At 69.1% G+C, this 21,104-nt stretch carries 21 protein-coding genes, 1 tRNA gene and 1 pseudogene; 12 read left to right on the top strand and 11 right to left on the bottom strand.

All coding sequences use genetic code 11. The features are described from left to right. The 4 genes from exbB to AC1DQJ_RS14515 all read left to right on the top strand — a co-directional run. A partial coding sequence (gene exbB, locus AC1DQJ_RS14500; protein ID WP_477604483.1) for a tonB-system energizer ExbB occupies positions 1-755 on the top strand: 755 nt, incomplete at its 5' end. 5 nt (positions 756-760) lie between these two features. Beyond that, positions 761-1,192: an ExbD/TolR family protein gene (locus tag AC1DQJ_RS14505; RefSeq protein WP_477604485.1), complete on the top strand. Its 432-nt coding sequence runs from the start codon at positions 761-763 to the stop codon at positions 1,190-1,192. A gap of 12 nt (positions 1,193-1,204) precedes the next feature. Continuing rightward, on the top strand, positions 1,205-1,918 hold the full coding sequence (locus AC1DQJ_RS14510; protein ID WP_477604487.1) for an energy transducer TonB: 714 nt from the start codon (positions 1,205-1,207) through the stop codon (positions 1,916-1,918). A 167-nt stretch (positions 1,919-2,085) separates the two neighbouring features. Further along, positions 2,086-2,162, top strand: a tRNA-His gene (locus AC1DQJ_RS14515). Positions 2,163-2,252: 90 nt separating this feature from the next. Here the strand turns inward: AC1DQJ_RS14515 and putA are convergent. Then, positions 2,253-5,351: a bifunctional proline dehydrogenase/L-glutamate gamma-semialdehyde dehydrogenase PutA gene (gene putA / locus AC1DQJ_RS14520; RefSeq protein ID WP_477604489.1), complete on the bottom strand. Its 3,099-nt coding sequence runs from the start codon at positions 5,349-5,351 to the stop codon at positions 2,253-2,255. 112 nt (positions 5,352-5,463) lie between these two features. On the opposite strand from putA, the gene AC1DQJ_RS14525 reads away from it, so the two are divergent. After that, complete coding sequence (locus tag AC1DQJ_RS14525; protein WP_477604491.1) at positions 5,464-5,934, top strand: Lrp/AsnC ligand binding domain-containing protein; 471 nt, start codon at positions 5,464-5,466, stop codon at positions 5,932-5,934. Between the two features lie 86 nt (positions 5,935-6,020). Next, the gene (locus AC1DQJ_RS14530; RefSeq protein WP_477604493.1) at positions 6,021-7,634 is read left to right on the top strand and encodes an AMP-binding protein; all 1,614 of its coding nucleotides are present in this window, start codon (positions 6,021-6,023) and stop codon (positions 7,632-7,634) included. Positions 7,635-7,783: 149 nt separating this feature from the next. Here the strand turns inward: AC1DQJ_RS14530 and AC1DQJ_RS14535 are convergent, their stop codons facing one another. Continuing rightward, positions 7,784-8,668 (bottom strand): 2-hydroxyacid dehydrogenase, encoded by an 885-nt coding sequence (locus AC1DQJ_RS14535; RefSeq protein WP_477604495.1) that lies wholly within the window; start codon positions 8,666-8,668, stop codon positions 7,784-7,786. A gap of 65 nt (positions 8,669-8,733) precedes the next feature. Here AC1DQJ_RS14535 and AC1DQJ_RS14540 point away from each other — a divergent pair, with 65 nt between their 5' ends. Then, complete coding sequence (locus AC1DQJ_RS14540; protein WP_477604497.1) at positions 8,734-9,975, top strand: hydrolase; 1,242 nt, start codon at positions 8,734-8,736, stop codon at positions 9,973-9,975. Between the two features lie 162 nt (positions 9,976-10,137). Here the strand turns inward: AC1DQJ_RS14540 and AC1DQJ_RS14545 are convergent. Continuing rightward, a pseudogene (locus AC1DQJ_RS14545) lies at positions 10,138-10,245 on the bottom strand (PEPxxWA-CTERM sorting domain-containing protein); the annotation flags it as partial. A 908-nt stretch (positions 10,246-11,153) separates the two neighbouring features. Here AC1DQJ_RS14545 and AC1DQJ_RS14550 point away from each other — a divergent pair. The 3 genes from AC1DQJ_RS14550 to AC1DQJ_RS14560 all read left to right on the top strand — a co-directional run bounded on the left by AC1DQJ_RS14550 (position 11,154) and on the right by AC1DQJ_RS14560 (position 12,472). Then, positions 11,154-11,336, top strand: a complete 183-nt coding sequence (locus tag AC1DQJ_RS14550; RefSeq protein ID WP_477604499.1) for a hypothetical protein — start codon at positions 11,154-11,156, stop codon at positions 11,334-11,336. 91 nt (positions 11,337-11,427) lie between these two features. Further along, positions 11,428-12,024 (top strand): acyloxyacyl hydrolase, encoded by a 597-nt coding sequence (locus AC1DQJ_RS14555; protein ID WP_477604501.1) that lies wholly within the window; start codon positions 11,428-11,430, stop codon positions 12,022-12,024. A 70-nt stretch (positions 12,025-12,094) separates the two neighbouring features. After that, positions 12,095-12,472 (top strand): VOC family protein, encoded by a 378-nt coding sequence (locus tag AC1DQJ_RS14560; RefSeq protein ID WP_477604503.1) that lies wholly within the window; start codon positions 12,095-12,097, stop codon positions 12,470-12,472. Positions 12,473-12,475: 3 nt separating this feature from the next. Here AC1DQJ_RS14560 and AC1DQJ_RS14565 read toward each other — a convergent pair whose 3' ends face one another. The 3 genes from AC1DQJ_RS14565 to AC1DQJ_RS14575 are packed head-to-tail and all read right to left on the bottom strand — an operon-like array spanning position 12,476 to position 14,495. Next, the gene (locus AC1DQJ_RS14565) at positions 12,476-12,835 is read right to left on the bottom strand and encodes a GFA family protein (RefSeq protein WP_477604505.1); all 360 of its coding nucleotides are present in this window, start codon (positions 12,833-12,835) and stop codon (positions 12,476-12,478) included. Further along, positions 12,832-14,106: an RNA polymerase sigma factor gene (locus AC1DQJ_RS14570; protein ID WP_477604507.1), complete on the bottom strand. Its 1,275-nt coding sequence runs from the start codon at positions 14,104-14,106 to the stop codon at positions 12,832-12,834. The genes AC1DQJ_RS14565 and AC1DQJ_RS14570 overlap by 4 nt, the downstream gene beginning before the upstream one ends. Further along, positions 14,103-14,495 carry a YciI family protein gene (locus tag AC1DQJ_RS14575; protein ID WP_477604509.1) on the bottom strand — a complete coding sequence of 131 codons (393 nt, stop codon included), beginning with the start codon at positions 14,493-14,495 and terminating at the stop codon, positions 14,103-14,105. Before AC1DQJ_RS14575 ends, AC1DQJ_RS14570 begins: the two co-directional genes overlap by 4 nt. A gap of 154 nt (positions 14,496-14,649) precedes the next feature. Here AC1DQJ_RS14575 and AC1DQJ_RS14580 point away from each other — a divergent pair, with 154 nt between their 5' ends. Continuing rightward, positions 14,650-15,573 (top strand): aminoglycoside phosphotransferase family protein, encoded by a 924-nt coding sequence (locus AC1DQJ_RS14580; RefSeq protein WP_477604511.1) that lies wholly within the window; start codon positions 14,650-14,652, stop codon positions 15,571-15,573. On the opposite strand, the gene AC1DQJ_RS14585 is transcribed toward AC1DQJ_RS14580, so the two are convergent. The 4 genes from AC1DQJ_RS14585 to AC1DQJ_RS14600 form a co-directional block, all read right to left on the bottom strand. Next, positions 15,570-16,265: a DUF3313 family protein gene (locus tag AC1DQJ_RS14585; protein WP_477604513.1), complete on the bottom strand. Its 696-nt coding sequence runs from the start codon at positions 16,263-16,265 to the stop codon at positions 15,570-15,572. The two genes, AC1DQJ_RS14580 and AC1DQJ_RS14585, sit on opposite strands and share 4 nt — an antisense overlap. Before the next feature lie 54 nt (positions 16,266-16,319). Further along, positions 16,320-17,015, bottom strand: a complete 696-nt coding sequence (locus AC1DQJ_RS14590) for a DUF3313 family protein (RefSeq protein ID WP_477604515.1) — start codon at positions 17,013-17,015, stop codon at positions 16,320-16,322. 25 nt (positions 17,016-17,040) lie between these two features. Beyond that, positions 17,041-17,742 carry a DUF3313 family protein gene (locus tag AC1DQJ_RS14595; RefSeq protein ID WP_477604517.1) on the bottom strand — a complete coding sequence of 234 codons (702 nt, stop codon included), beginning with the start codon at positions 17,740-17,742 and terminating at the stop codon, positions 17,041-17,043. A gap of 89 nt (positions 17,743-17,831) precedes the next feature. Next, positions 17,832-18,725 (bottom strand): DMT family transporter, encoded by an 894-nt coding sequence (locus tag AC1DQJ_RS14600; protein ID WP_477604519.1) that lies wholly within the window; start codon positions 18,723-18,725, stop codon positions 17,832-17,834. Positions 18,726-18,831: 106 nt separating this feature from the next. Here AC1DQJ_RS14600 and AC1DQJ_RS14605 point away from each other — a divergent pair, with 106 nt between their 5' ends. Further along, positions 18,832-19,290 carry an ion channel gene (locus tag AC1DQJ_RS14605; protein WP_477604521.1) on the top strand — a complete coding sequence of 153 codons (459 nt, stop codon included), beginning with the start codon at positions 18,832-18,834 and terminating at the stop codon, positions 19,288-19,290. A gap of 38 nt (positions 19,291-19,328) precedes the next feature. On the opposite strand, the gene AC1DQJ_RS14610 is transcribed toward AC1DQJ_RS14605, so the two are convergent. Beyond that, positions 19,329-21,077: a hypothetical protein gene (locus tag AC1DQJ_RS14610; RefSeq protein ID WP_477604523.1), complete on the bottom strand. Its 1,749-nt coding sequence runs from the start codon at positions 21,075-21,077 to the stop codon at positions 19,329-19,331. Between the last annotated feature and the right edge of the window lie 27 nt (positions 21,078-21,104).

Consider the following 21,104-nt stretch of genomic DNA (forward strand, 5'->3'; position numbering starts at 1 on the left):
CCGCTGCCCCCGCCGCCGACGCCGCGGCCCCCGCCGCCGACGTCGCCCCGGCTCAAATCGAACATGCCGGTAAACTGACCGTCATCCAGATGTTCCTTGACGCCGAACCGGTCGTTAAGGTCGTCATGATCGGCCTGATCCTGGCCTCGATCCTGTCCTGGACCCTGCTGGTCACCAAGCTCCTCGAGTTTGGCTCGCTGAACCGCACCTCGGACCGCTTCGTCGAAGCTTTCCGTGGCGCCAAGTCGGTCGCGGACATGGGCCGTATCGCCCTGTCTGACGAATTCGAAGGCAACCCGCTGGCCGACATGGCCGCCGCGGCGACCCAAGAAGTCGAACTGTCGCGTCAAGCCGGCCTGGCCGTCTCGGGCGCTCACCGCGAAACCACGCTGCACCGTGCTGAAGCCGCCGTGTCGGCGGTGCAAGCCAACCTCGGCAAGCGTCTGTCGAGCGGCATGCAGTTCCTGGCCTCGGTCGGTTCGTCCGGTCCGTTCATCGGTCTGTTCGGTACCGTTTACGGGATCATGAACTCCTTCATCGGCATTGCGAACACCAACACGACCAACCTGGCCGTCGTCGCCCCCGGCATCGCCGAAGCGCTTCTCGCCACCGGTATCGGCCTGTTCGCCGCTATCCCGGCCGTTATCTTCTACAACTACTTCCAGACCCGCGTTTCGGCTTACGGCGCGCGTACGGAAGGCTTCGTTGCTGAACTGATGAACGCCATTTCCCGGCAGCTCGACAAAGGGGCGTAACCCACATGGGAGCCAAACTCTCAGGTTCTGGGGGTGGCAAGTACGCGGTCGAGGCGAACAGCGAAATCAACGTTACGCCCTTCGTGGACGTTATGTTGGTGCTCCTGATCATCTTCATGGTTGCGGCGCCCATGGCCGCCGTGACCGTGGAGGTTGCTCTGCCGCCCGCGATCGCCAAACCCTCAACAAACCCTCCGAAACCGGTCTACATCTCGATCCAGCCGGGTGGCACCATCTACATCGGTGACACCAAGACGGATCTGGCCGACCTCGGGGACTCTCTGCGCAGCATGATCGGGCAACGTAATCCGGAGAAGGAACGCATCTTCATCCGCGCCGACAAGGACGTCCTCTACGGGGACTTCATGGGCGTGATGAACATGCTTCAGGACAACGGTTTCTACAGCGTGGCCCTCATCGGCGAAGACAAGAGCTAGAGGGGGTGACGAATGGCTGAAACCACCGACACTACCCACGAAGAGCACCACGAGCGGAGTGTCTTCGACGAGCCGAAGAAGAAGCGGAACACTGGCGTCACTGTCGCCATTGTCGGCTCCCTCATCGTGCACGCCGGCCTTGGCTACTACCTGTACAAATCCAAGTTCGAGCCCAAGTATCGGGAATATTCGGACGACGTGACGGACGTGGCGATCATTAAGCCCGCCCCGCCGCCGCCGCCGCCGCCCCCGCCGCCGCCGCCGAACACTCCGCCGCCGCCTCCGCCGAAGCTGCAACCGCGGCCTCCGGTGAACGTGCCGGCTGATATTCCGCAGATCCCCCCTCTGCCGGTTCCCCCGGTCGAGAAGCGGATCGAAACGCCGGAACCGCCGAAGGCGGCCCCCCCGGCGCCGCCGCGTCCGTCGGTGATCACGAACCCTGATTGGGCTCGTCGTCCCTCGGGCGAGGATATCGCGCGCTACTATCCGGATCGCGCGATGCGGATGAACATCGAAGGCCGTGCGACGCTGAGCTGCACGGTTACGTCCAAGGGAAGCCTCGAAAACTGCGAAGTGCAGTCCGAGGAGCCTGCGGATCAGGACTTTGGGACGGCCGCTATCCGCTTGAGCAAGCTGTTCAAGATGCGTCCGAAGACCCAAGACGGCGCGCCCGTCGAGGGTGGCACTGTGCGGATCCCGATCCGCTTCGTGCTTCCGAAGGGCTAAGCCCGTCGGACCCGACCAAGATCAGGCCCCGGAGGTTCGCCGCCGGGGCTTTTTCTTTGCGCGCAAAAGCGCGACCTTGGAAAAAATTCGGGAAGAACGCTTGGCCGCAGGCACTGACGCTTGATCGCGAGGCGCGGTGCGACTAGAAGAGCCGCCTCGCGATGCGCGCCGCCTTAGCTCAGTTGGTTAGAGCGCTAGATTGTGGCTCTAGAGGTCCTCGGTTCGAATCCGAGAGGTGGTACCATCGCAAGGCACAGAAAAGCCCGGGGCGTCGCCCCGGGCTTTTTCGTTTTCAGGTCAAACGACGGCCGGCGCCAGGCCGGCCGTGTCCCGATCAGAGGCTGAGGTTCAGTAGCGCCGGATCGCCGCCCTGGGCCGTGATGTTGACGCTGACCGCCCGCTCGATGGCGAAGCGGGAGAGGGAGTTGGGGCCGCCGGCCTTGGGGCCGGTGCCCGATAGGCCTTCGCCACCGAACGGTTGAACGCCGACCACCGCGCCGATGATCGAGCGGTTCACGTAGACGTTGCCGGCCGGGACCAGCGCGCGGACCTCCCGGGCGAAGGCGTCGATGCGCGAATGGACCCCGAGCGTCAGGCCATAGCCTTGGCCGGCCAGCTCGCCGGCGACCTTGTCGAGGTCGGCCGGATCGTAGCGGACGACGTGCAGGATCGGACCGAAAACCTCGCGCTTAAGGAACCTGGCCGAGGGGATCTCCGCGAGCACCGGGCCGAAGAAGACGCCGCCCTGCGGGGCCTCCAGGCGGTGCAGGACCTTGGCCTCGCGTTCCAGGCGCTCCAGGTGGGCCTGAAGGCCGCTACGGGCCTCCTCGTCGATCACCGGGCCGACGTCGGTGGCCGGATCGGCGGGATCGCCAATCACGAGCGCGTCCATGGCCCCCTTGATCGTCTCGATGACGAGGTCGGCGGTGTCCCTCGGCAGGAATAGGATGCGCAGGGCCGAGCAGCGCTGTCCGGCCGAGCCGAACGCCGACAGCACCACGTCGTCGACGACCTGTTCCTTGAGAGCCGTGGTGTCGACGAACATGCCATTGAGGCCCCCGGTCTCGGCGATGAACGGGACGATCGGGCCGTGGCGCGCGGCCAGGCTCTGATTGATGCGCCGGGCGGTGTCCGTGCCGCCGGTGAAGGCGACGCCGTCGCAGCCCGGGTGCGCGGTCAGCATGGCGCCGACGGTTTCGCCGCGGCCTGGGATCAGGGCCAGGAGGGCGGCGGTTAGGCCCGCCTCGTGGAACAGTCTAACGGCCTCAGCGGCGATCAGCGGGGTCTGCTCGGCCGGCTTGGCCAGCACAGCGTTGCCGGCCGCCAAGGCGGCGGCGATCTGGCCGGTGAAGATGGCCAACGGGAAGTTCCACGGGCTGATGCAGACGAACACGCCGCGGCCGTGCAGTTCCAGGCTGTTGGTCTCGCCGACCGGGCCTTTCAACGTCTCCGGGCCGGCGAACTTGGTTTGGGCGAGATGGGCGTAGTAGCGGCAGAAGTCGACGGCCTCGCGGACCTCGGCGACCCCGTCGGCCAGGGTCTTGCCGGCTTCCCGGGCGCAGATGGCGATCAGGCGGTCGGCGTTGGCTTCCAGGGCGTCGCCCATGGCCCGCAGCACCTCGGCGCGGCGGAAGCCGCCCAGAGCGTTCCAGGCCGGCTGAGCGGCGCGCGCGGCGGCGAAGGCGGCGTCGATGTCGGTGCTTGAGGCTTCGGCCACGCGCCCTACGACGACGCCCGGCTCGGAGGGGCTGAGCACGTCCTGGGCCTCGACGCCCGGGCGCGCCTCGCCGGCCACCAGTGGTCCGGAGGTCATCGGCTGAAGGGCGCGGGCGGCATGGTGCAGGCGGGCGGCCTCGTCCGGGATCGACAGGTCGACGCCGGCCGAATTCTTGCGCTCGGCGCCGTAGATGTCGGCGGGCCGCGGGATCTTGGGGTGCGGGCCGATCCCGGCGCGCTCGACGGCGGTGATCGGGTCGATCACCACCTCTTCGGCGGGGACGCGCTCGTCCAGCAGGGCGTGGACGAACGAGGTGTTGGCTCCGTTCTCCAGCAGGCGGCGAACCAGGTAGGGCAGCAGGTCCTCATGGCCGCCGACCGGGGCGTAGGTCCGCACGATCGCGCCGGCGCGCAGCTGGTCGGCGGCGTTGTAGAGCGCTTCGCCCATGCCGTGCAGGCGCTGGAATTCGATCTTCACGCCAGCCTCCTTGGCCAGGGCGTGGACCGCGGCCAGGGTGTGGGCGTTGTGGGTCGCGAACTGGGCGAAGATGTGCGGGCTGGCCGCGATCAGGGCCTTGGCGCAGACCAGGTAGGAGAGATCGGTAGCGGCCTTGGTGGTGAACACCGGATAGTCGGGGCGGCCGCCGATCTGGGCGCGCTTGATCTCGCTATCCCAATAGGCGCCTTTCACCAGGCGGACCATCAGCCGCCGGCCGCTCGACCTGGCGATCTCGGCGACGCGGGCGACGGTCAGGGTGGTGCGCTTCTGATAGGCCTGCACCGCAAGGCCCAGGCCCTGCCAGGCGCCGAGGTCGGCGTCGCGGGCCAGGCGGTCCAGCAGCTTCAGCGAGATGGTGAGGCGGTCGGCCTCCTCGGCGTCGATCGTGAAGTTGATGTTGTGGTTCGCGGCGATCAGGGCGAGCCTTTTCACCCGGGGATAAAGTTCGCTCCAGACGCGTTCCTCGTGGGTCGCCTCGTAGCGCGGCGAGAGGGCCGAGAGCTTGACCGAGACGCCGTGGCCGGCCTCCGGCCCCGCGCCCTTGGAGTGTTTGCCCACGGCCTCCAGGGCGTCGGCATAGGCCTGCTCATAGCGGGCGGCGTCGGCCGCGGTGCGGGCGCCTTCGCCCAGCATGTCGAACGAGCAGACCTGGCCTTCCTTGGCGGCGCGCTTCAGGGCGCTTTCGATGGTGCGGCCGAGCACGAACTGCTCGCCCATGATGCCGATGGCCTGAGCCACCGCCTTGCGCACCACCGGTTCGCCGATCCGCTCGACCAGGCGGCGCAGGAAGCCCGGCGGGTCGCGACGGGCCTCCTCGTCGACGTCCACAATCCTGCCGGTCAGCATCAGTCCCCAGGTCGAGGCGTTGACGAACAGGCTGTCGGACTGGCCCAGATGGCTGGCCCAGTCGGCGCCGCCGATCTTCTCGGCGATCAGCCGGTCGCGGGTGTCGGCGTCGGGCGTGCGCAGCAGCGCCTCGGCCAGGCACATCAGCGCCAGGCCCTCGCGGGTCCCCAGACTGAACTCCTGGAGGAAGCTCTCGACGACGCCCTGGCGCTTGGCCGACTTGCGGGCGGCGCGGACCAGATCCTCGGCCTGGCGCTTGATCGCCCCGCGCTGAGCCTCGCTCAGCGGCTTGGCGGCGAGCAGGGCGGTCACCGCCTCGGTCTCGTCGCGGTACTTGGCGGATAGATCGTCCAGGGCGGTCCAGGAGGTCATGGGACGGGGCTCGTTGAGGGTTGTTTCAGGCGTCCGGCGTAACTGCTATCACGCCGGATGTCCTGCGGACGTGGGGCGTATCGGGTGAACAAAAAGCGGGCAGGGGCGAGAAATGGCGGACGCTGTACAGTTGGACGACATCGACCGCCGGTTGCTGCGGGTGCTGCAGCGCGACGGGCGGATCAGCAACCTCGATCTAGCCCAGCAATGCCACCTGTCGCCCTCGGCCTGCTCGGACCGGGTGCGGCGGCTGCGCGAGCGCGGGGTGATCACCGGCTTTGCGGCCATCCTCGATCCCAAGGCCATCGACCGCGCCCTCCTGATCTTCGTGGAAGTCCAGCTCGACCGCACAACGGGCGACACGTTCAGCGAGTTCGCCCAGGCCGCGCAGCGTACCCCTGAAATCCTCGAATGCCACATGGTGGCCGGCGGCTTTGACTATCTGATCAAGGCGCGGGTCTCGGACATGGAGGCCTATCGCACCTTCCTCGGCGAGGTGCTGGTCGGCATGCCCGGCGTGCGCGAGACGCGGACCTATGCGGTGCTTGAGGAGGTGAAGTCGGTGACGGTCTTGCCGGTGTAGCGCAAGGTTGCGAGGGCACGCGCCGCCATCTCGTCGAACGACGTTCGATCTGTTAGATTTGCCCAGGAATTTCAACGGGGCGGCGGATGTATCAGGTCGATCTGACAGACTCGTACTTCCCGGCCCAGGCCGACGACGTGGTGCTGGAAACCACGGTCGGCGGGGTCCTGCGGGCGCAGGCCGCGGCGACGCCAAACGCCGAGGCGCTGGTCGAGGCGGATCTGAGCGGAACGCTGCAGCGGCGCTGGACCTATGCCGAGCTGCTGGCCGAATGCGAGCGGCTGGCCCACGCGCTGCTCACGAGATATCGCCCCGGGGAACGGGTGACGGTCTGGGCGCCGAACCTTCCCGAATGGGTGATGCTGGAGTTCGCCGCCGGCCTGGCCGGTCTGACCCTGGTCACGGCCAATCCCGCCTATCGCCCGCGAGAGCTAAAGTACGTGCTGGAGCAGTCCCGTTCGGTCGGGCTGTTCATCGTCTCCGAACACCGCGGAAACCCGATGGCCCAGATCGCCGCCGAGGCGGCGCAGGACATCCCGGCCCTGCGCGAGGTGGTGGATATGGAGGATCACGCGGCGCTGTTCGCGGGCTCAGCGCCCGACGCGGCCCTGCCTGACGTGCAGCCGGGCGATGCGGCCCAGATCCAGTACACCTCGGGCACCACGGGCTTCCCAAAGGGCGCGGTGCTGCATCACCGCGGGATCACCAACAACGCCCGCTACTGCTATGCGCGGGCCGGGGGCAAGGCCGGCGAGACGACGCTGAACTTCATGCCGATGTTCCACACCGCCGGCTGCGGGCTGGAAACCCTGGGCGCGATCCAGACCGGGGGCCGGATCGTCCTGGCGCGGCTGTTCGATCCAGGCCGGATGCTCGACATCATCGAGGCCGAGCAGGCGCACATGATGCTGGGGGTGCCGACCATGCTGGTCGGACTGCTGGAAGCGCAGAGCGCTCAGCCGCGCGACGTTTCGTCTGTACGCCTGACGATCTCAGGCGGTTCGATGGTGCAGCCCGAGTTGGTGCGCCGCATCCGCGCGGCGTTCGACTGCGATTTCCAGACCGTCTACGGCCAGACCGAGGCCTCGCCGCTGCTGACCCAAGGCCGCAGCGACGACAGTCTGGAAGACATCTGCGAGACGGTCGGCCAGGCGATGCCGCAAACCGAGCTGTCGATCCGGGATCCCAAGACCAACAAGGTCTTGCCGGTCGGCGAGGTGGGCGAGATCTGCGTGCGCGGATACGGGGTCATGCTGGAGTACAACGGCAATCCCGACGCCACCGCCGCGGCGATCGACGGCGAGCATTGGCTGCACACCGGCGACCTCGGGACTATGGACGCCCGCGGCTATCTGAAGATCACCGGGCGGGTGAAGGAGATGATCATCCGCGGCGGCGAGAACCTGTTCCCGGCCGAGATCGAGGCCGTACTGCTGGAGCATCCCGACGTACTCGAAGCGGCCGTGGTCGGCGCGCCCGACGAGAAGTGGGGCGAGATCGTCATCTGCTTCCTACGCCTGGCGCCCGGCGCGCAGCTCGACCCGGCGGCGCTGTCGGCGCATTGCCGCGAGCGCATCTCGCCGCAAAAGACGCCCGCGCACTGGTTTGCGGTCACCGAATGGCCGCTGACGGGGTCAGGGAAGATCCAGAAGTTCGTGCTGCGCGATCGGTTCGTCAGCGGGGAATTCGCGGCGGCGTAGGGACGACGCCTCTTAGTTCCTCCCCCTTTGGGGGAGGGGGCGCGCAAAGCGTGACGGAGGGGGCCTGCTCTCCAACGCAAGGAGTCATAGTCCCCCTCAGTCGGCCATGCGGCCGCCAGCTGCCCCAGCGGGGGAGCAACTGTCTTTGATCAATACCCGGTCTTGCGATTGACCAGGCCCTGGACGGGTTCGTCGGCGCGGAAGCGGGCGATGTTTTCGGCGATGAAGGCGCTGGCGCTGAGCGGGTCGGTGACCGCGGCCACGTGCGGGGTGACGGTAATCTGCGGGTGGGACCAGGCCGGGTGGTTGCGGGGCAGGGGCTCGTCCTCGAACACGTCGAGCACGGCGTGCGACAGGGCGCCGGCGTCGAGGGCGGCGATCAGGTCCTCCATCACCAGGTGGCCGCCGCGGGCGACGTTGATGATCGCCGCGCCACGCTTCATCCTGGCGAAGGTCGGCGAGCAGAGGATGCCGCGGGTGCGGTCGGTCAGCGGGAGCAGGTTGACCACGATGTCGCTGGTGGCCAGCAGAGTGTCGAGATCGCCAAGCCGGCGGCTCCAACCGTAGATTTGAAAGCCGACGCTTTCCAAAAGATTTGCGCTGGCCGCGGCCAGCTCGCCATAGCCGAGGAAGCCGATCCGGCGCTCGCTGGCCGGGGCCTGCGGCAGCTGCCGCCAGAGGCCGCGGCGCTGCTGGGCCGCATAGGCCGGGGCCTGACGGTGCAAGGCCAAAACGTGTGCGGCGACCGCCTGGGACATCTGCGCGGCAAGGCCCGGATCGATCAGTCGGGCGACCGGCACGGCGGGCAGGTCGGGATCGGCCAGTAGGCCGTCCACCCCCGCCCAGGCCGACTGCACGAAGCGCAGATTGGGCAGGGCGGCCAGGGCGCCGGGCGCCGGGTTGGCGACGATGGCGATCTCGGTGTCGGGCCCCGCCGTGGTGGTCAGGGTCTCTATCGGCAGCCTATCGGCAAGTGCCTCCATCCAGCGGGTTTCGGCAGCAGATGAGAGGCGGTTCAGGAAGGTTATGGCCATGGGACTCCAGATACCTTCCCAGTAGGCCCTTGCGCGAGCCCGCTTTTGGGGGCGAGGCTCGGCGCATGAAACTTACCGCGCAAGATTCATCCATTCTCGACCGTCTGGCCGGGGGGGAATCCGAGATTCTGGGCCGCGCCGTGGAATGGTGCGCCCTATCGTCAGGCAGCCGGAACCTGCCAGGACTGGAGGCCCAACGCGCGGCGCTGGAGCCGGTGCTGGGTGAACTGCCGGGCGAGGTCGAGAACGTCGTTCTGGCCGATAGTCACGAGGTCGCCGCCGACGGAACGCTCAAGGCGCAGCCGCATCCGGCCGCCCTGATGCTGACTGTGCGGCCCCAGGCGCCGGTGCAGGTGGTGCTGACGGGGCACTACGACACCGTCTATCCGGCCGGGACCAACTTCACGGCTGTGACCCCGCGCGCCGACGGGGCGCTGAACGGGCCGGGCCTGGCCGACATGAAGGGCGGGATCAGCGTCATGCTGGCCGCCCTGCGCGCCTTCGAGGACCATCCGGAGAAGGCCGGGCTCGGTTACCGGGTGCTGCTCTCGCCCGACGAGGAGATCGGCTCGCTGGCCTCGGCCCCGGTGCTGAAGCGGCTGGCCGAGGGGGGCCATGTCGGCCTGACCTACGAACCGGCGATGGCCGGCGGGGCGCTGGCGGCGCAGCGCAAAGGCTCGGGCAATTTCCACATCGTCGTGCGCGGCCGCGCGGCCCATGCCGGCCGCGACTTCGCCAAGGGCCGCAACGCCATCGCCGCGGCCGCCGAGCTGGCGGTGCGACTGACCGCCGCCAACGGCCAGCGCGAGGGGGTAACCCTGAACGTGGCGCGGATCGACGGCGGCGGGCCGCTGAACATGGTGCCGGACCTGGCCGTGGTGCGCTTCAACATCCGGCTGCCGGACGCCGCGGCCGGGGCCTGGGCGCTGGACTATGTGAAGGCCCAGGTCGCGGCGACGGCCGCCGACGGCATCGAGGCGGATCTGCACGGCGGCTTCACCCGCCCGGCCAAGCCGTTCAACGCCGCCCAGCAGCAACTGTTCGGGGCCGTGAAGGCAGCCGGAGCGCTGCTTGGCCAGGAGATCACCTGGGCTTCCTCCGGCGGGGTATGCGAAGGCAACAACCTGTTCGCCGCCGGCCTGCCCAATGTCGACACCCTGGGGGTGCGCGGCGGCGACATCCATTCGGAGGACGAATACGCCTGGCCGGAAAGCTTCGTCGAACGCGCCCAGCTCTCAGCCCTGATCCTCGCCAAGCTGGCCACCGGCGAGATCCCGGCGGCGGAGATCAAGGCGGCGATGGGGTAGGGTCGACCACATCTGACGGCTCCGACGGAGCCTGTGGAGTTTGAAAGCCAGATCAACTGGCGTGCCTGGCGTGAGGCGCCTGGCGGGCCGCCGACGCGACGAAGTATTTTCCGGGTTCAGGCCCGGCGCCTGTTTAGGAGCCGGGCCTGCCGTTGGGCCGGCCTAGGCTGCAAGCACCGCCGCGCGGCGGCGCTCGCTGCGGAGCATGGAGCCGGCGGCGCCGAAGCCGATGATCATCATCGCCCAGGTGGCCGGCTCGGGCACTGCCGAGATGGTGGCCGTGGACGTCGAGAGGTTGCGGGCGCCGGTCCAGTAACCGTCGATCTCGAAGCGGCTGATGTCGTTGGCGGCGCGCTGGAAGCCGTAGAAGCCGGTGGTGTAGGCCGGATCGGCCGCGGCGAAGGTCACGCTCTCGAGCAGAGCGCCCGCTGCATTGAAGGCGCGAAGCGTGATCGCCGGACCGCCAGACTCGCGGGCCCAGTTGAACTCGGCCAGCGCGGCGGAAACCGGGTCATCGAAGGTGAAGCTCATGATCGCGGCCTGGATGCCGATCGAGGCCATGCTGCCTTGATCCCAGGTCGTAGAACCCGAGAAGCTGTATGCGCCAAGTTCCCCCACCAGCGACGAGGTTAGTTGGCCATCGGGGCGTCTGGCCAGGTAGGTCACGCCATTGCCGAAGGACATTTCGCCATTGGGACGATTGATGCCGGTCGGAAAAGCCTTGGCAACGCCGCCCGGCAGGGTGGTGATGACCTTGGCGGTGGCCGGCGTCACGCCGCAGAGCATGACCGTGGATAGGGCGAGTGCAGAAAGGCCCGCGCGGGCCGTCCCGGTAAGTCTCATGATCGGTTTCCTTGGTACTGTTTCGTTGATCCCGCATGGCGTGGCGCCGAAAGCGAGACGACGCCTGATCGACCGAGAACGGCGCCAGAACGACCAGGTCCGACTTGCCGATGATCTTGCTGGTGCGCCCCTGGCCCGATCGGCGCCAGCGCCCTCGCGCAGGCGCTGGCGGACGTCGAGCGCCTTGTGGTCCTCTCCGAAAGGGCGAGAACGCGTCGCGGGCGTGGCGACGCTTTCTCTGAGCGGGTGCGGTCGGACAGCACAGGGGCGGGCGGTCGGAATTCCGACAGAATCGCCGGGTCATGCAAGGCTGTAGTTCTAGGGGGAGGTAGCCGATGCGAGGCGTAGTGAAGATCTTGGCTTTGGGCGCTGTGGCGCTGACGCTGGCGGCTTGCGGTCACAACGTCGAGCAGCGCGCCGCGACCGGCGCGGCGACCGGGCTGATCCTTGGCGGTCCGGTCGGGGCGGCCGTGGGCGCAGGGGTCGGCGTGGTGGTCAGCAAGACCCAGGACCGCTGACGGCGGGCGGCTTAGCTGCGGGTCAGCCGCCAGCGGGGGTCAGGGTTTCGCCCCATAGCGGACTTGGGGTTGCACGGCTCTACTGCCGGGCATGAGCCGACGGATCGTTGGGCGCTCGCGCCAGTTCATCGTTGATTGGAGCGCCCGAGCGGCGGTGCTCGGCGGTCTGCTGCTGGCCGGCGGCCAGGCGCAGGCGCAGGAGTTGCGGATCGGGGCGGGGTATTCGCCGCACGAGCCGGAACAGGGCTCCTCAGTCATCATCGAGTACCTGTTCCCGCGGGCCGAGGGGCTGACCTGGCTGGCCCGACCGCGGCCCTATGTGAGCACCCAGCTCAGCCTCGACGGCTACACCAACTTCGCCCAGGCTGGCCTGATCTGGCGCTGGGAGCAGAAGCGGACCTATATCGACCTGGGGGCCGGGATCGCAGTGCACGACGGCGAGCTCGATATCCCGGGGCCGGCGGTGGGCCTGCCGGACGAAGAGAACGCGCGGCGCCGCGCGGTCCGCGACGAATACATCGAGTTCAACACCCGCTGGCAGTTTCACGCCACCGCCGCTGTGGGGCTGCGGCTGAACGAGCGCTGGGCGGTCGAGATCGAGGGCCAGCACTGGAGCAACGGCCAGCTGGGCAACGACACCCACGACGGGGTCGACAGCCTGGGCCTGCGGGCGGCCTACCGCTTCTGACGCGCGGGGATATTCACGGCTCAGCTTGAAGTGCTAGCCTGCCGCAAAGCTTTGCGGTGGAGGAACGCCAGTGTTTTCGCATGTGATGATCGGGACCAACGATCTGGACCGGGCCAAGGGGTTCTATGACACCCTGCTGGGGACGCTGGGTGTGTCGCCGTCGTTCGTCGATGGCCATCGGATGTTCTACCGCACCTCGGCCGGAGTGTTCGCGGTGTCGGTCCCGATCGACGGCGAGCCGGCGAGCGTGGCCAACGGCGGCACCATCGGGTTCGCCTGCAGCTCTCCTGAACAGGTCGAGGCCTGGCACGCGGCGGGCGTCAGCGCCGGCGGCGTGACCTGCGAGGAGCCGCCCGGCGTGCGGGCCGGCGGCCTGGGCAAGCTCTACCTGGCCTATCTGCGCGATCCGGACGGCAACAAGCTCTGCGCCATGCACCGGATGGCCTGACGACTAGTCCAGGAACTGGCCGGTCCGGGCGCCGTCGAGGCGGCGACGCTGGACGGCCTCCAGGATGTCGAGGTCCATCAGCCGGACATTGACGCCCATGCGGTCGTGGCTCCTGTCGATCGAGGCCCAGTGGGTCAGGCAGCCGCAGCCCTTGCAGCGGTGGAACTCCAGCATGTGGTCGCCCCAGACATAGGCCTCGGTCGCGCCCTCCGGCGGTTCGATGCGGACCTTGGTCGGGGAGTAGTAGGACCAGAGCGCGCCGTAGCGGCGGCAGATCGAACAGTTGCAGTCGGTGACGACGGTGGGCGGGTCGGCGTCGACGCTGAGGCGCACGGCGCCACAGTGGCACGAGCTTTCGATCATGGGCGGGCTCCATGTGCGGCGGCCGCCTCGGCGGCGCGCCGGGCGAGCAGGTCGCGCTCGCGGCGATTGGCGGCCAGGCCCAGCGCAGCCTCGAAGGCGGCGCGGGCCTCGTCGTGGCGGCCGAGCCGGTGCAGCAGGTCGCCGCGGACGCTGGGCAGCAGGTGATAGGCCTTGAGCGCCGGGTCGTCGGCCAGGGCCTCGACGATGACCAGGCCTGCGGCCGGACCCTCGGCCATGCCGACGGCGATGGCGCGGTTGAGCTCGACCACCGGCGAGGGGACCAGGGCGGCGAGCTGGGCGTAGAGCTGGGCGATGCGCGGCCAGTCGGTGTCGGCCGCGGTCGGCGCGCCGGCGTGGCAGGCGACGATCGCCGCCTGGAGAACATAGGAGCCGCCGCCGCCCAGTTCGCGGGCGCGGGCCAGGGCCTTCAGTCCCCGGCGGATCTGCAGCCGGTCCCAGATGGCGCGGTTCTGGTCGAGGAGCAGGATCGGCTCGCCGCTTTCATCGGTGCGGGCGGCGGTGCGTGAAGCGTTGAGCTCCATCAGCGCCAGCAGGCCGTGGACCTCGGGCTCGGCCGGGGCGATGGCGACCAGGACCCGGCCCATGCGCAGGGCCTCGTTGCAGAGCTGGGGCCGCAGCCAGTCCTCGCCGGCCGCGGCGGTGTAGCCCTCGTTGAAGATCAGATAGACCACCTCCAGCACCGTGGAGAGCCGCTGCGCCAACTCGGCGCCGCGCGGGGTCTCGTAGGCCAGGCCGGACTCCGAGAGGGTGCGCTTGGCGCGGACGATGCGCTGGGCGATGGTCGCCGTCGGCAGCAGGAAGGCGCGGGCGATCTCCTCGGTGGTCAGGCCGCAGATCATCCTCAGGGCCAGGGCCGCGCGCGCCTCGCGCGGGAGCCGCGGATGGCAGGCGGTGAAGACCAGCCGCAGCATCTCGTCGCCGATGTCGTCGTCGAGGGCGGAGTCGAGGTCGGGCATGGCCTGCTGCTCGGTTTCCATTTCCAGGGCGACCTGGCCGTGCTTGCGCTGAAGCATGCGGCTGCGGCGCAGGTGGTCGAGCGCCCGGCGCTTGGCGACCGCCATCAGCCAGGCGCCGGGCCGTTCGGGCACGCCGGCCAGCGGCCAGCGCTCAAGCGCCGTGAGCAGGGCCTCCTGCGTCAGTTCCTCGGCCAGCGGGACGTCACGGAGCATCCTCGCCAGGCTGGTCAGCAGCCGCGGCTGCTCGACCCGCCAGACGGCGAGGATCTCGCGATGGGCGTCGGCGGCGCTCAAGCCCGCGCCGGCGAGGGGACCTGGCAGGCGCCCTCATAGTCGGCGCTGGCGAAGGCGCGGACCTCGCAGACGCCTTCCCAGCCGGGCATGTGGTCCTTGTGCAGCTGCATGAACTTCACCGCCGAGGCGACGGCCTCTTCCTTGCTCTGCATGTCGAAGATCGCGTAGCCGCCGATCATCTCCTTGGCCTCGACGAACGGGCCGTCGATGACGCTGAGCTTGTCGCCGGCCAGGCTGACGCGGGCGCCCAGGGAGAGCGGCATCAGACCGCCGTTGTCGATCATGCGGCCGGCCTTGACCTCCTCGTCGGCGAGTTTGTCCATGGCTTCCAGCAGCTCGGGGGTCGGCGGGTTCTGGTCGGCGGAGGTGACGATGAACATGAAACGCATCTTGGGGCTCCTGCTAGAACGAGCCGCCGGCGCCGTCGCCATGGGTCTCGTTATCTAGTCGACGAACGGCGGCCTGGCCGATCGACAGGTGGCGCGAAAAATATCGCGCGGCTGAGAATGGACCCAACGGCGGCTCTAAGGCCAGATGCGGGGCATGAGCACGTTCTCGATCGATCTGCCCGAGCCGGTGGTGCTGCGGGCCAGGGCGCAGGGCGCGGACGGCGAGGCCTGGATCGCGGCGTTGCCGGCGCTGGTCGCCGAACTGGCCAGCGACTGGGGGCTGAGCATCGGGCGCACCTTGAGCGGCGGCACCGAAGCCTATGCCGCCGAGGTCGTGACGGCCGACGGACGGGCGGCCGTGCTGAAGGTGCAGCCGCCGGGGCGCGATCCGGACGCACGGCAGCTGGCGGTGCTGCTGGGCGCCAAGGGGCGAGGCTACGCCGAGGTCTATGCGCATGACGATGGGCGGCGGGCGGTGCTGCTGGAGAAGCTGGGCCGGCAGCTGGCGGAGACCGGCTGGAGCGTGGAGACGCAGATCGAGGCGCTGTGCGCGACCCTGAAGAGCGCCTGGCGGCCGATCTCGAGCGCCGGCGAGTTCCAGACCGGGGCGCAGAAGGCCGCGGTGCTGGTCCAATTCATCGCGGAGCTGTGGGAAGAGCTGGACCGGCCCTGCCCGGAGGCGACGATCGAGGCGGCGCTGGCCTGCGCGCGGGCGCGGGGGGCGGCGTTCGATCCTGAGAGGGCGGTGCTGGCCCACGGCGACGCCCACGCCTGGAACGCGCTGGAGGCGCGCGGCGGCGGCTTCAAGTTCGTCGATCCGGACGGTCTCTATATCGAGCCCGAGTACGATCTGGGCATCGCCATGCGCGAGTGGACCGACGACTTGCTGGGCGGCGATCCGCTGGAGCGGGGGCGGGCGCGCTGCCGGCGGCTGGCGGCGCTGACCGGGGCCGATCCGACCGCGATCTGGCAGTGGGGGCTGACCGAGCGGACCTCGACCGGGCTGCTGGCCCTCAAGCTCGGCCTGGAGGGCGGACGCGAGATGCTGGCGGTCTCGGACGCTTGGGCGGCCGGCTAGGGCAGGGAGCCGGGGATCGGCGACATCTCCTTCAGGGTGGCCAGGCCTTCAACGCTGATCTTCGACCACGCGCGGAACATCTGTTCGAAGTCGGAGCGATTGGTGACCCGGTTGCGGATGTAGGAGCCGTTGTCGCCGGCGGTGCGGGAGTCCACCGCGCGACCGAGCAGCGCCCCGCTGAGGGAGTCGCGCACTTCCAGCACAACCGTGGCTGAGCCGGCCTCCTCGGCGTAGGAGCGGCTCCGGGCGGCGGTCAGTTGGTCGGGGGCCGAAACCGAGATGTTGGCGACGGCGGTGCGGACCCGAAGCACGTCGGCGCCCGGTTCGGTGACCACCTGATAACCGGCGTCGGTATAGGCCTTTGTGAAGATTTCCTCGAAGCCGGTCCTTGCGGCGTCGAGCATCTTGCGCCCGTCGGAGTCACTGATGCGCTGGTCAAGCGTCATGGCGTTGGCGTTGTAGTCGCGCAGCCAGTTCTTGCGGAACGCCACCTCGGTCGGGTCGAGCATGACCTTGGTGTAGGCGCGGAAATCCACCCCGGGCATCAAGTAGACCGCGTCAAAGCGCTTGGACGTCATAAGGGTCAGCCCGTCCCAGGAAGCGGGCGGCTTGGCGGCGTGGGCCGTCGAGACCGCGGTGGTTCCCATCAGGCACAAGGCGGCGACGATTGCGATGGTGCGGCGGTACGACATTGAGAAGTCTCCTTCGGCAGCAAAGCTGGAAGAGGTCGACCGGCTCGGCCGCTTCTAGCTGGGGGGCGCGGGGGCGCCCGGGATCGGCGACATGGCGCGCAACTCGGCCAGGCCCTTGACGCTGATCTGGGCCCAGGAGCGGAACAGCCGCTCGAAGTCGGCGCGGTTGGTCACGCGGTTGCGGACGAACGGGCCGTTGTCGCCGGCGGTGCGGGCGTCGACCGCGCGTCCGAGCAGGGCGCCGCTTAGGGAATCCCGGACCTCGAGGATCACGGTCGCCGAACCGGCGTCGCGGGCGAAGGTGCGGGAGCGGCCGGCGCTCATCAGGTCGGGGGCGGTCACCCGCAGGTCGACCACGGCGGTGCGCAGGCGCAGCACGTCGGCGGCCGGCTCGGTCACCACCTGAAGGCCAGCCTCGGTGTAGGCCCGGGTGAAAACCTCCTCGAAGCCGGTGCGCGCCGCCTCAAGGATGCGCGCGGCGTCGCGGTCGGAAAGGCGCTCGCCGATGCTGACGGTGTTGCGGTTGAAGTCGCGCTGCCAGTTCTGCTGGAAGGCCACCTCGGTCGGGTCGAGCATGACCTTGGTGTAGACGCGGAAGTCGGCGCCAGGCTTGAGGAACACCCCGTCGAGCCGCTTGGAGTCCACCTGGGTCAGGCCATCCCAACTGGCCGGGAGGGCGGCGATGGCGGCTGGGGCGACGACCCCGAGCAGTGCGGCGGCGGCGCAGATCGCGATCAGACGGCGGGGCATGTGAGTTCTCCTTCAGCTGATAACGCTAGGAGGCGGGGAACGGTGAGCGGGCCTTCAGTTCAGCCATGCCGCTGACGCTGATCTGGGCCCAAATGCGGAACAGCCGCTCGAAGTCGGCGCGGTTGGTGACACGGTTGCGGATGAGGGGGCCGTTGTCGCCGGCGGTGCGCGAGTCGATTGCGCGGCCGAGCAGGGCGCCGCTCATGGAATCGCGGGCCTCGAGAACGACCGTCGCCTGGCCGGCTTCGCGCGCGAAGGTGCGAGAGGGGCCGGCGCTCATCTGATCTGGCGCCGTGACCGACAGGTTGAGGACCGCCGTGCGAACGCGCAGCACGTTCTCGCCGGGCTCGGTGACCACCTGATAGCCGGCGTCGGTGTAGGCCTTGGTGAAGATCTCCTCGAAGCCGGTGCGCGCCTGTTCCAGAATTCGGGCTGCGTCGGCGTCGGAAATGCGCTGGTCGATGGTGACGGCGCTGCGGTTGAGGTCACGCAGCCAGTTTCGCTGGAACGCCACCTCGGTGGGGTCGAGCATGATCTTGGTGTAGCCGCGGAAGTCGGCTCCGGGCAGGACGTACATGGAGTCGACCCGCTGTGCGTCGACCGGCATCAGTCCGTCGTAGCTGTTGGGACCGGTCGCGGTGGCGGCCACAGCGGCCGTGATCGCCGGGGGCGCGGCGGCGCACAGAACGGCGCCGAAGGCGCTGATCGCGATCATGCGGCGGGACATGCGGGAACTCCTTCGACGGCAAGGAGTCGTGCATGTCGTGGCGGAGGCTCCAATCCGGCCAAACCCGGAGCTTGGCCGAGGGATTGGACTCAGGCCGGGGTTGGCGGCGGGGTGTCCTCCAGGCCAGGAGCGGCGTCTCTCTCGCCGAGCACCACGGCGAGGCTGCCGACGATGATCAGCAGGCCGCCTAGGGCCAGGGCAAGGGTCAGGTGGTCGCCGAACAGGGCCACGCCGATGACCGCGCCCATCAGGGGCTCGATGTTGATGAACACCCCGGCGCTGGCCGCACCGACCTGGCCTGAGCCGAACTGCCAGGCCGCGGTGGCCAGCAGGGTGGAGAGCACGCCCTGGCCGACGATGCCGGCCCAGGCGGCCGGGCTGAGGTCGAGGCGGGGCGCGCCGTGCATGGCGAAGGCGATGGGCAGGATGGTCACGGCGGCGACAACCACGGTGACCGCGGGGATGGCCATCCGAGTCGGGGCCGGCGGCGCGCGGCGCAGCACCAGCAGCCAGGCCAGGAAGATCAGCAGGGCGATCAGCGACAGGGCCACGCCGAGCGGCGAGCCGGCGCCCTCGGGCTTGCCGGCGATCAGGGCGGCGCCGAGCGTCGAGGCGGCGACCCCCGCCCAGGAGGCGCGGCTGACCTTCTCGCCCAGCACCCGCGCCGCGATGGCGATGAGGGCCGGCATGGCGCCGACCAAGAGGGCCGCCAGGGTGACGCTGACCCGCGCGAGGCCTTCGAACTGGACGACGAAGGCGACGCCGTAGAGCACCCCGGCCGCCATCACAGGGGCTGAGCGGAACAAGGCGCGGGTCTCGCGGGACCGCAGCGCGAAGGGCAGGGCGGCGAGGGCGGCGACCGCGAAGCGCAGCAGCACGGTGTGGGCGGCCGGCGCTTCCTGCATGGCGAACTTGCCGAGCGGAAAGCCCAGTCCCCAGCAGACGCCGGCTGTGAAGAGGGCGAGAAAGGCAAGGCGCTTCATGCGGCGCTTCCTGCCCCAAATGCCGCCCGGTGGCGATGGCGGATGCGACGAACATTGACGAGGACCGCACGTAACACCCAGCATGGGTTCGCCCGTGGAGCGAGGGATGCGGATGCCCATCTTCTTCGAGTTGCCGGTGGCGACCGCCATGGTGCTGATCACGGTGGTGATACACAGCCTGGGCCTGCTGTTGCTGGGGCGCGGCCTGGAGAGCATGACGGGCTCCGGCGGCACGCGGTTGACGCCGCTCTCGTGGGAAGGCTGGCTGGTGACCGTCGGCCTGGTGTTGGGGCTGTTCGTGCTGCACGGCCTGGAGATCTGGCTCTACGCGGTGCTGTTCGTGCGGCTGAACGCGGTGCCTGACATTCGCGAGGCGGTCTATTTCTCGACCAGCAGCTATGGCTCGATCGGTTATGGCGACGAGGCGATCGACGCCCAGTGGAAGCTTCTGGGCGCCATCGAGGGCATCAACGGATCGATCCTGCTGGGCTGGTCGGTGGCGTTCTTCGTCAATGTGATGGCGCGGATGCTGCCGCCGGCCCGGCGGCGCTGGCGGCGGTCCTAGTTTTCCTCCCCTGCGCAGCGGGGGAGGAAAAATATCGTCTAGGCCGAGAGCCGCTGCCGGGCGTCGGCAAGCAAGGACGCAAAGCGCGCGTCCTTACGCAGATCGACCAGGTCCGGATCGACCATCATGTGCTTGAGCCAGCTGGACGACATTCCCGCGAAAACCGCGCTGAGCAGATCGAGGGCGAGTTCCGGATCCTGGAGGTACAGCGCCGCCCCGCAGGCGAAGTTGTAGCGCATGCGCAGGTTGTCGGGGTCGATCAGCAGGGCGCGGCGGATCAGGTCGCGGGACTGCTCGGCCTCGCCGAGCACGGCCAGGGCGCTGGCGCCGCAGCCGATTGAAGCGCCATCGACGTGGTCCTGGGCCAGGGCCTGGTCGGCGCGCGCCAGGGCCAGGCGGGCGGCGCGTTTGACGCCCTCGTTGTCGCCAAGCGCGGTGTAGCAGGACATCAGCCGTCCCGGGTCGGTCTTAGGCGACTCCGGCAGGGCGGTGGCCTTTTCCCAGAACACGATCGCCTCGCTGAAGCGGTGCTGGACGTAGTTCAATCGTCCTGCCTCGGCGTTGGCCGCCCAGCTGTCGGGGTCGAGCCGCAGGGCGATGCCGACCTGGGCGAAGGCGTCGTCGAAGCGGTCCTGTTCGGCCAGATGCCTGGCCTTGGCGGCGTGGGCCTCGGCCAGGCCGGAGTCGAGCTGCAGCGCGCGTTCGATGGCCGTGAGGCCGGTCTCACCTGGCCAGCTGTGATTGAAATGCAGCAGGGTCTGGGCGACGCCTAGCAGGGCCCAAGCGCGGGCGTAGCCGGGGTCGAGTTCGGTCACTCGCCCACACAGCCGCTCGATGGCCTCCAGCGCGCGGAGGTCGCCGTCGCAGCCGGTGACATAGAAGCGCCGGGCCATGAGGTAGAGGTTGTAGGCGTCGAGGTCGGCGGTCCCGCGCTGGACGATGGCTTGCTTCTCCTCCGGCAGCAGGGTCAGCTTCAGCGCCGTGACGATCGCCTCCGAGATCTCGTCCTGCAGGGCGAAAATGTCCTTGAGATCGCGATCATAGCGCTCGGCCCAGACGTGGCCGCCGGTCATCCCGTCGATCAGCTGTGCGGTGATGCGGACGCGGCGGCCGACCCTGCGGACGCTGCCTTCCAGCACGTGGCCGACGTTCAAGTCGGCGGCCAGCCGCGGCACGTCGATGGGCTTGCCCTTGTACGCGAAGGCGGTGGTGCGGGCGACGACGAACAGGGACGAGACCTTGCTGAGGTCGGTGATGACGTCCTCGCAGATCCCGTCGCTGAAATACTCCTGCTGCGGATCGTCGCTCATGTTGGCGAAAGGCAGAACGCAGATCGACAGCCGGCCGGCCGGTGGGGCGGGGCCGACCTCCGCGGAGAGGACTTCGCGCGGCAGGTGGTCGGAGACCAGCCGGTAGCCGACCTTGGTGATAGTCTGCAGTTCGAAGCAGCCGGAGGCGAGCCCGGCCGCCAGCCGCCGCAACCGGCCCATGACGCGGTTGATGGCGTCTTCGCCGACCACCACGCCGCGCCAGCAGGACATCATCAGCTCGTCGCGGGTGAGGATCTGGCCGCCGGCGCGGATCAGGGCGACGAACACCTGCATGACGCGGGGTTCGACGATCTCCTCGCGGCCGTCATCGTGGACGACGCGGCGGCGGGCCGGTTCGATGTTGAGCGCGCCAAGGCGCACGGGGGCTTCGTGGGCCAGGGAGATCCCCTGGTCGAACATGGCTTGCACGGACGGCGAGATACGCCCGCCTTCGTAGGCGCTGCGGTGAAGAGCCATGGGGTCGGCCCTGAAATTTCGCTGTTA

The sequence above is a fragment of the Phenylobacterium sp. P4_E10 genome (assembly GCF_056401675.1).

Bases quoted from the DNA above. Each gene is read 5' to 3' on its own strand.
- AC1DQJ_RS14550 (WP_477604499.1), top strand. From the start codon at position 11,154: ATGCGAGGCGTAGTGAAGATCTTGGCTTTGGGCGCTGTGGCGCTGACG.
- AC1DQJ_RS14540 (WP_477604497.1), top strand. From the start codon at position 8,734: ATGAAACTTACCGCGCAAGATTCATCCATTCTCGACCGTCTGGCCGGG.
- AC1DQJ_RS14530 (WP_477604493.1), top strand. From the start codon at position 6,021: ATGTATCAGGTCGATCTGACAGACTCGTACTTCCCGGCCCAGGCCGAC.
- AC1DQJ_RS14605 (WP_477604521.1), top strand. From the start codon at position 18,832: ATGCGGATGCCCATCTTCTTCGAGTTGCCGGTGGCGACCGCCATGGTG.
- AC1DQJ_RS14505 (WP_477604485.1), top strand. From the start codon at position 761: ATGGGAGCCAAACTCTCAGGTTCTGGGGGTGGCAAGTACGCGGTCGAG.
- AC1DQJ_RS14565 (WP_477604505.1), bottom strand. From the start codon at position 12,835: ATGATCGAAAGCTCGTGCCACTGTGGCGCCGTGCGCCTCAGCGTCGAC.
- AC1DQJ_RS14585 (WP_477604513.1), bottom strand. From the start codon at position 16,265: ATGTCGTACCGCCGCACCATCGCAATCGTCGCCGCCTTGTGCCTGATG.
- AC1DQJ_RS14595 (WP_477604517.1), bottom strand. From the start codon at position 17,742: ATGTCCCGCCGCATGATCGCGATCAGCGCCTTCGGCGCCGTTCTGTGC.
- AC1DQJ_RS14590 (WP_477604515.1), bottom strand. From the start codon at position 17,015: ATGCCCCGCCGTCTGATCGCGATCTGCGCCGCCGCCGCACTGCTCGGG.
- AC1DQJ_RS14555 (WP_477604501.1), top strand. From the start codon at position 11,428: ATGAGCCGACGGATCGTTGGGCGCTCGCGCCAGTTCATCGTTGATTGG.
- AC1DQJ_RS14610 (WP_477604523.1), bottom strand. From the start codon at position 21,077: ATGGCTCTTCACCGCAGCGCCTACGAAGGCGGGCGTATCTCGCCGTCC.
- AC1DQJ_RS14535 (WP_477604495.1), bottom strand. From the start codon at position 8,668: ATGGCCATAACCTTCCTGAACCGCCTCTCATCTGCTGCCGAAACCCGC.
- putA (WP_477604489.1), bottom strand. From the start codon at position 5,351: ATGACCTCCTGGACCGCCCTGGACGATCTATCCGCCAAGTACCGCGAC.
- AC1DQJ_RS14525 (WP_477604491.1), top strand. From the start codon at position 5,464: ATGGCGGACGCTGTACAGTTGGACGACATCGACCGCCGGTTGCTGCGG.
- AC1DQJ_RS14600 (WP_477604519.1), bottom strand. From the start codon at position 18,725: ATGAAGCGCCTTGCCTTTCTCGCCCTCTTCACAGCCGGCGTCTGCTGG.
- AC1DQJ_RS14510 (WP_477604487.1), top strand. From the start codon at position 1,205: ATGGCTGAAACCACCGACACTACCCACGAAGAGCACCACGAGCGGAGT.
- AC1DQJ_RS14575 (WP_477604509.1), bottom strand. From the start codon at position 14,495: ATGCGTTTCATGTTCATCGTCACCTCCGCCGACCAGAACCCGCCGACC.
- AC1DQJ_RS14580 (WP_477604511.1), top strand. From the start codon at position 14,650: ATGAGCACGTTCTCGATCGATCTGCCCGAGCCGGTGGTGCTGCGGGCC.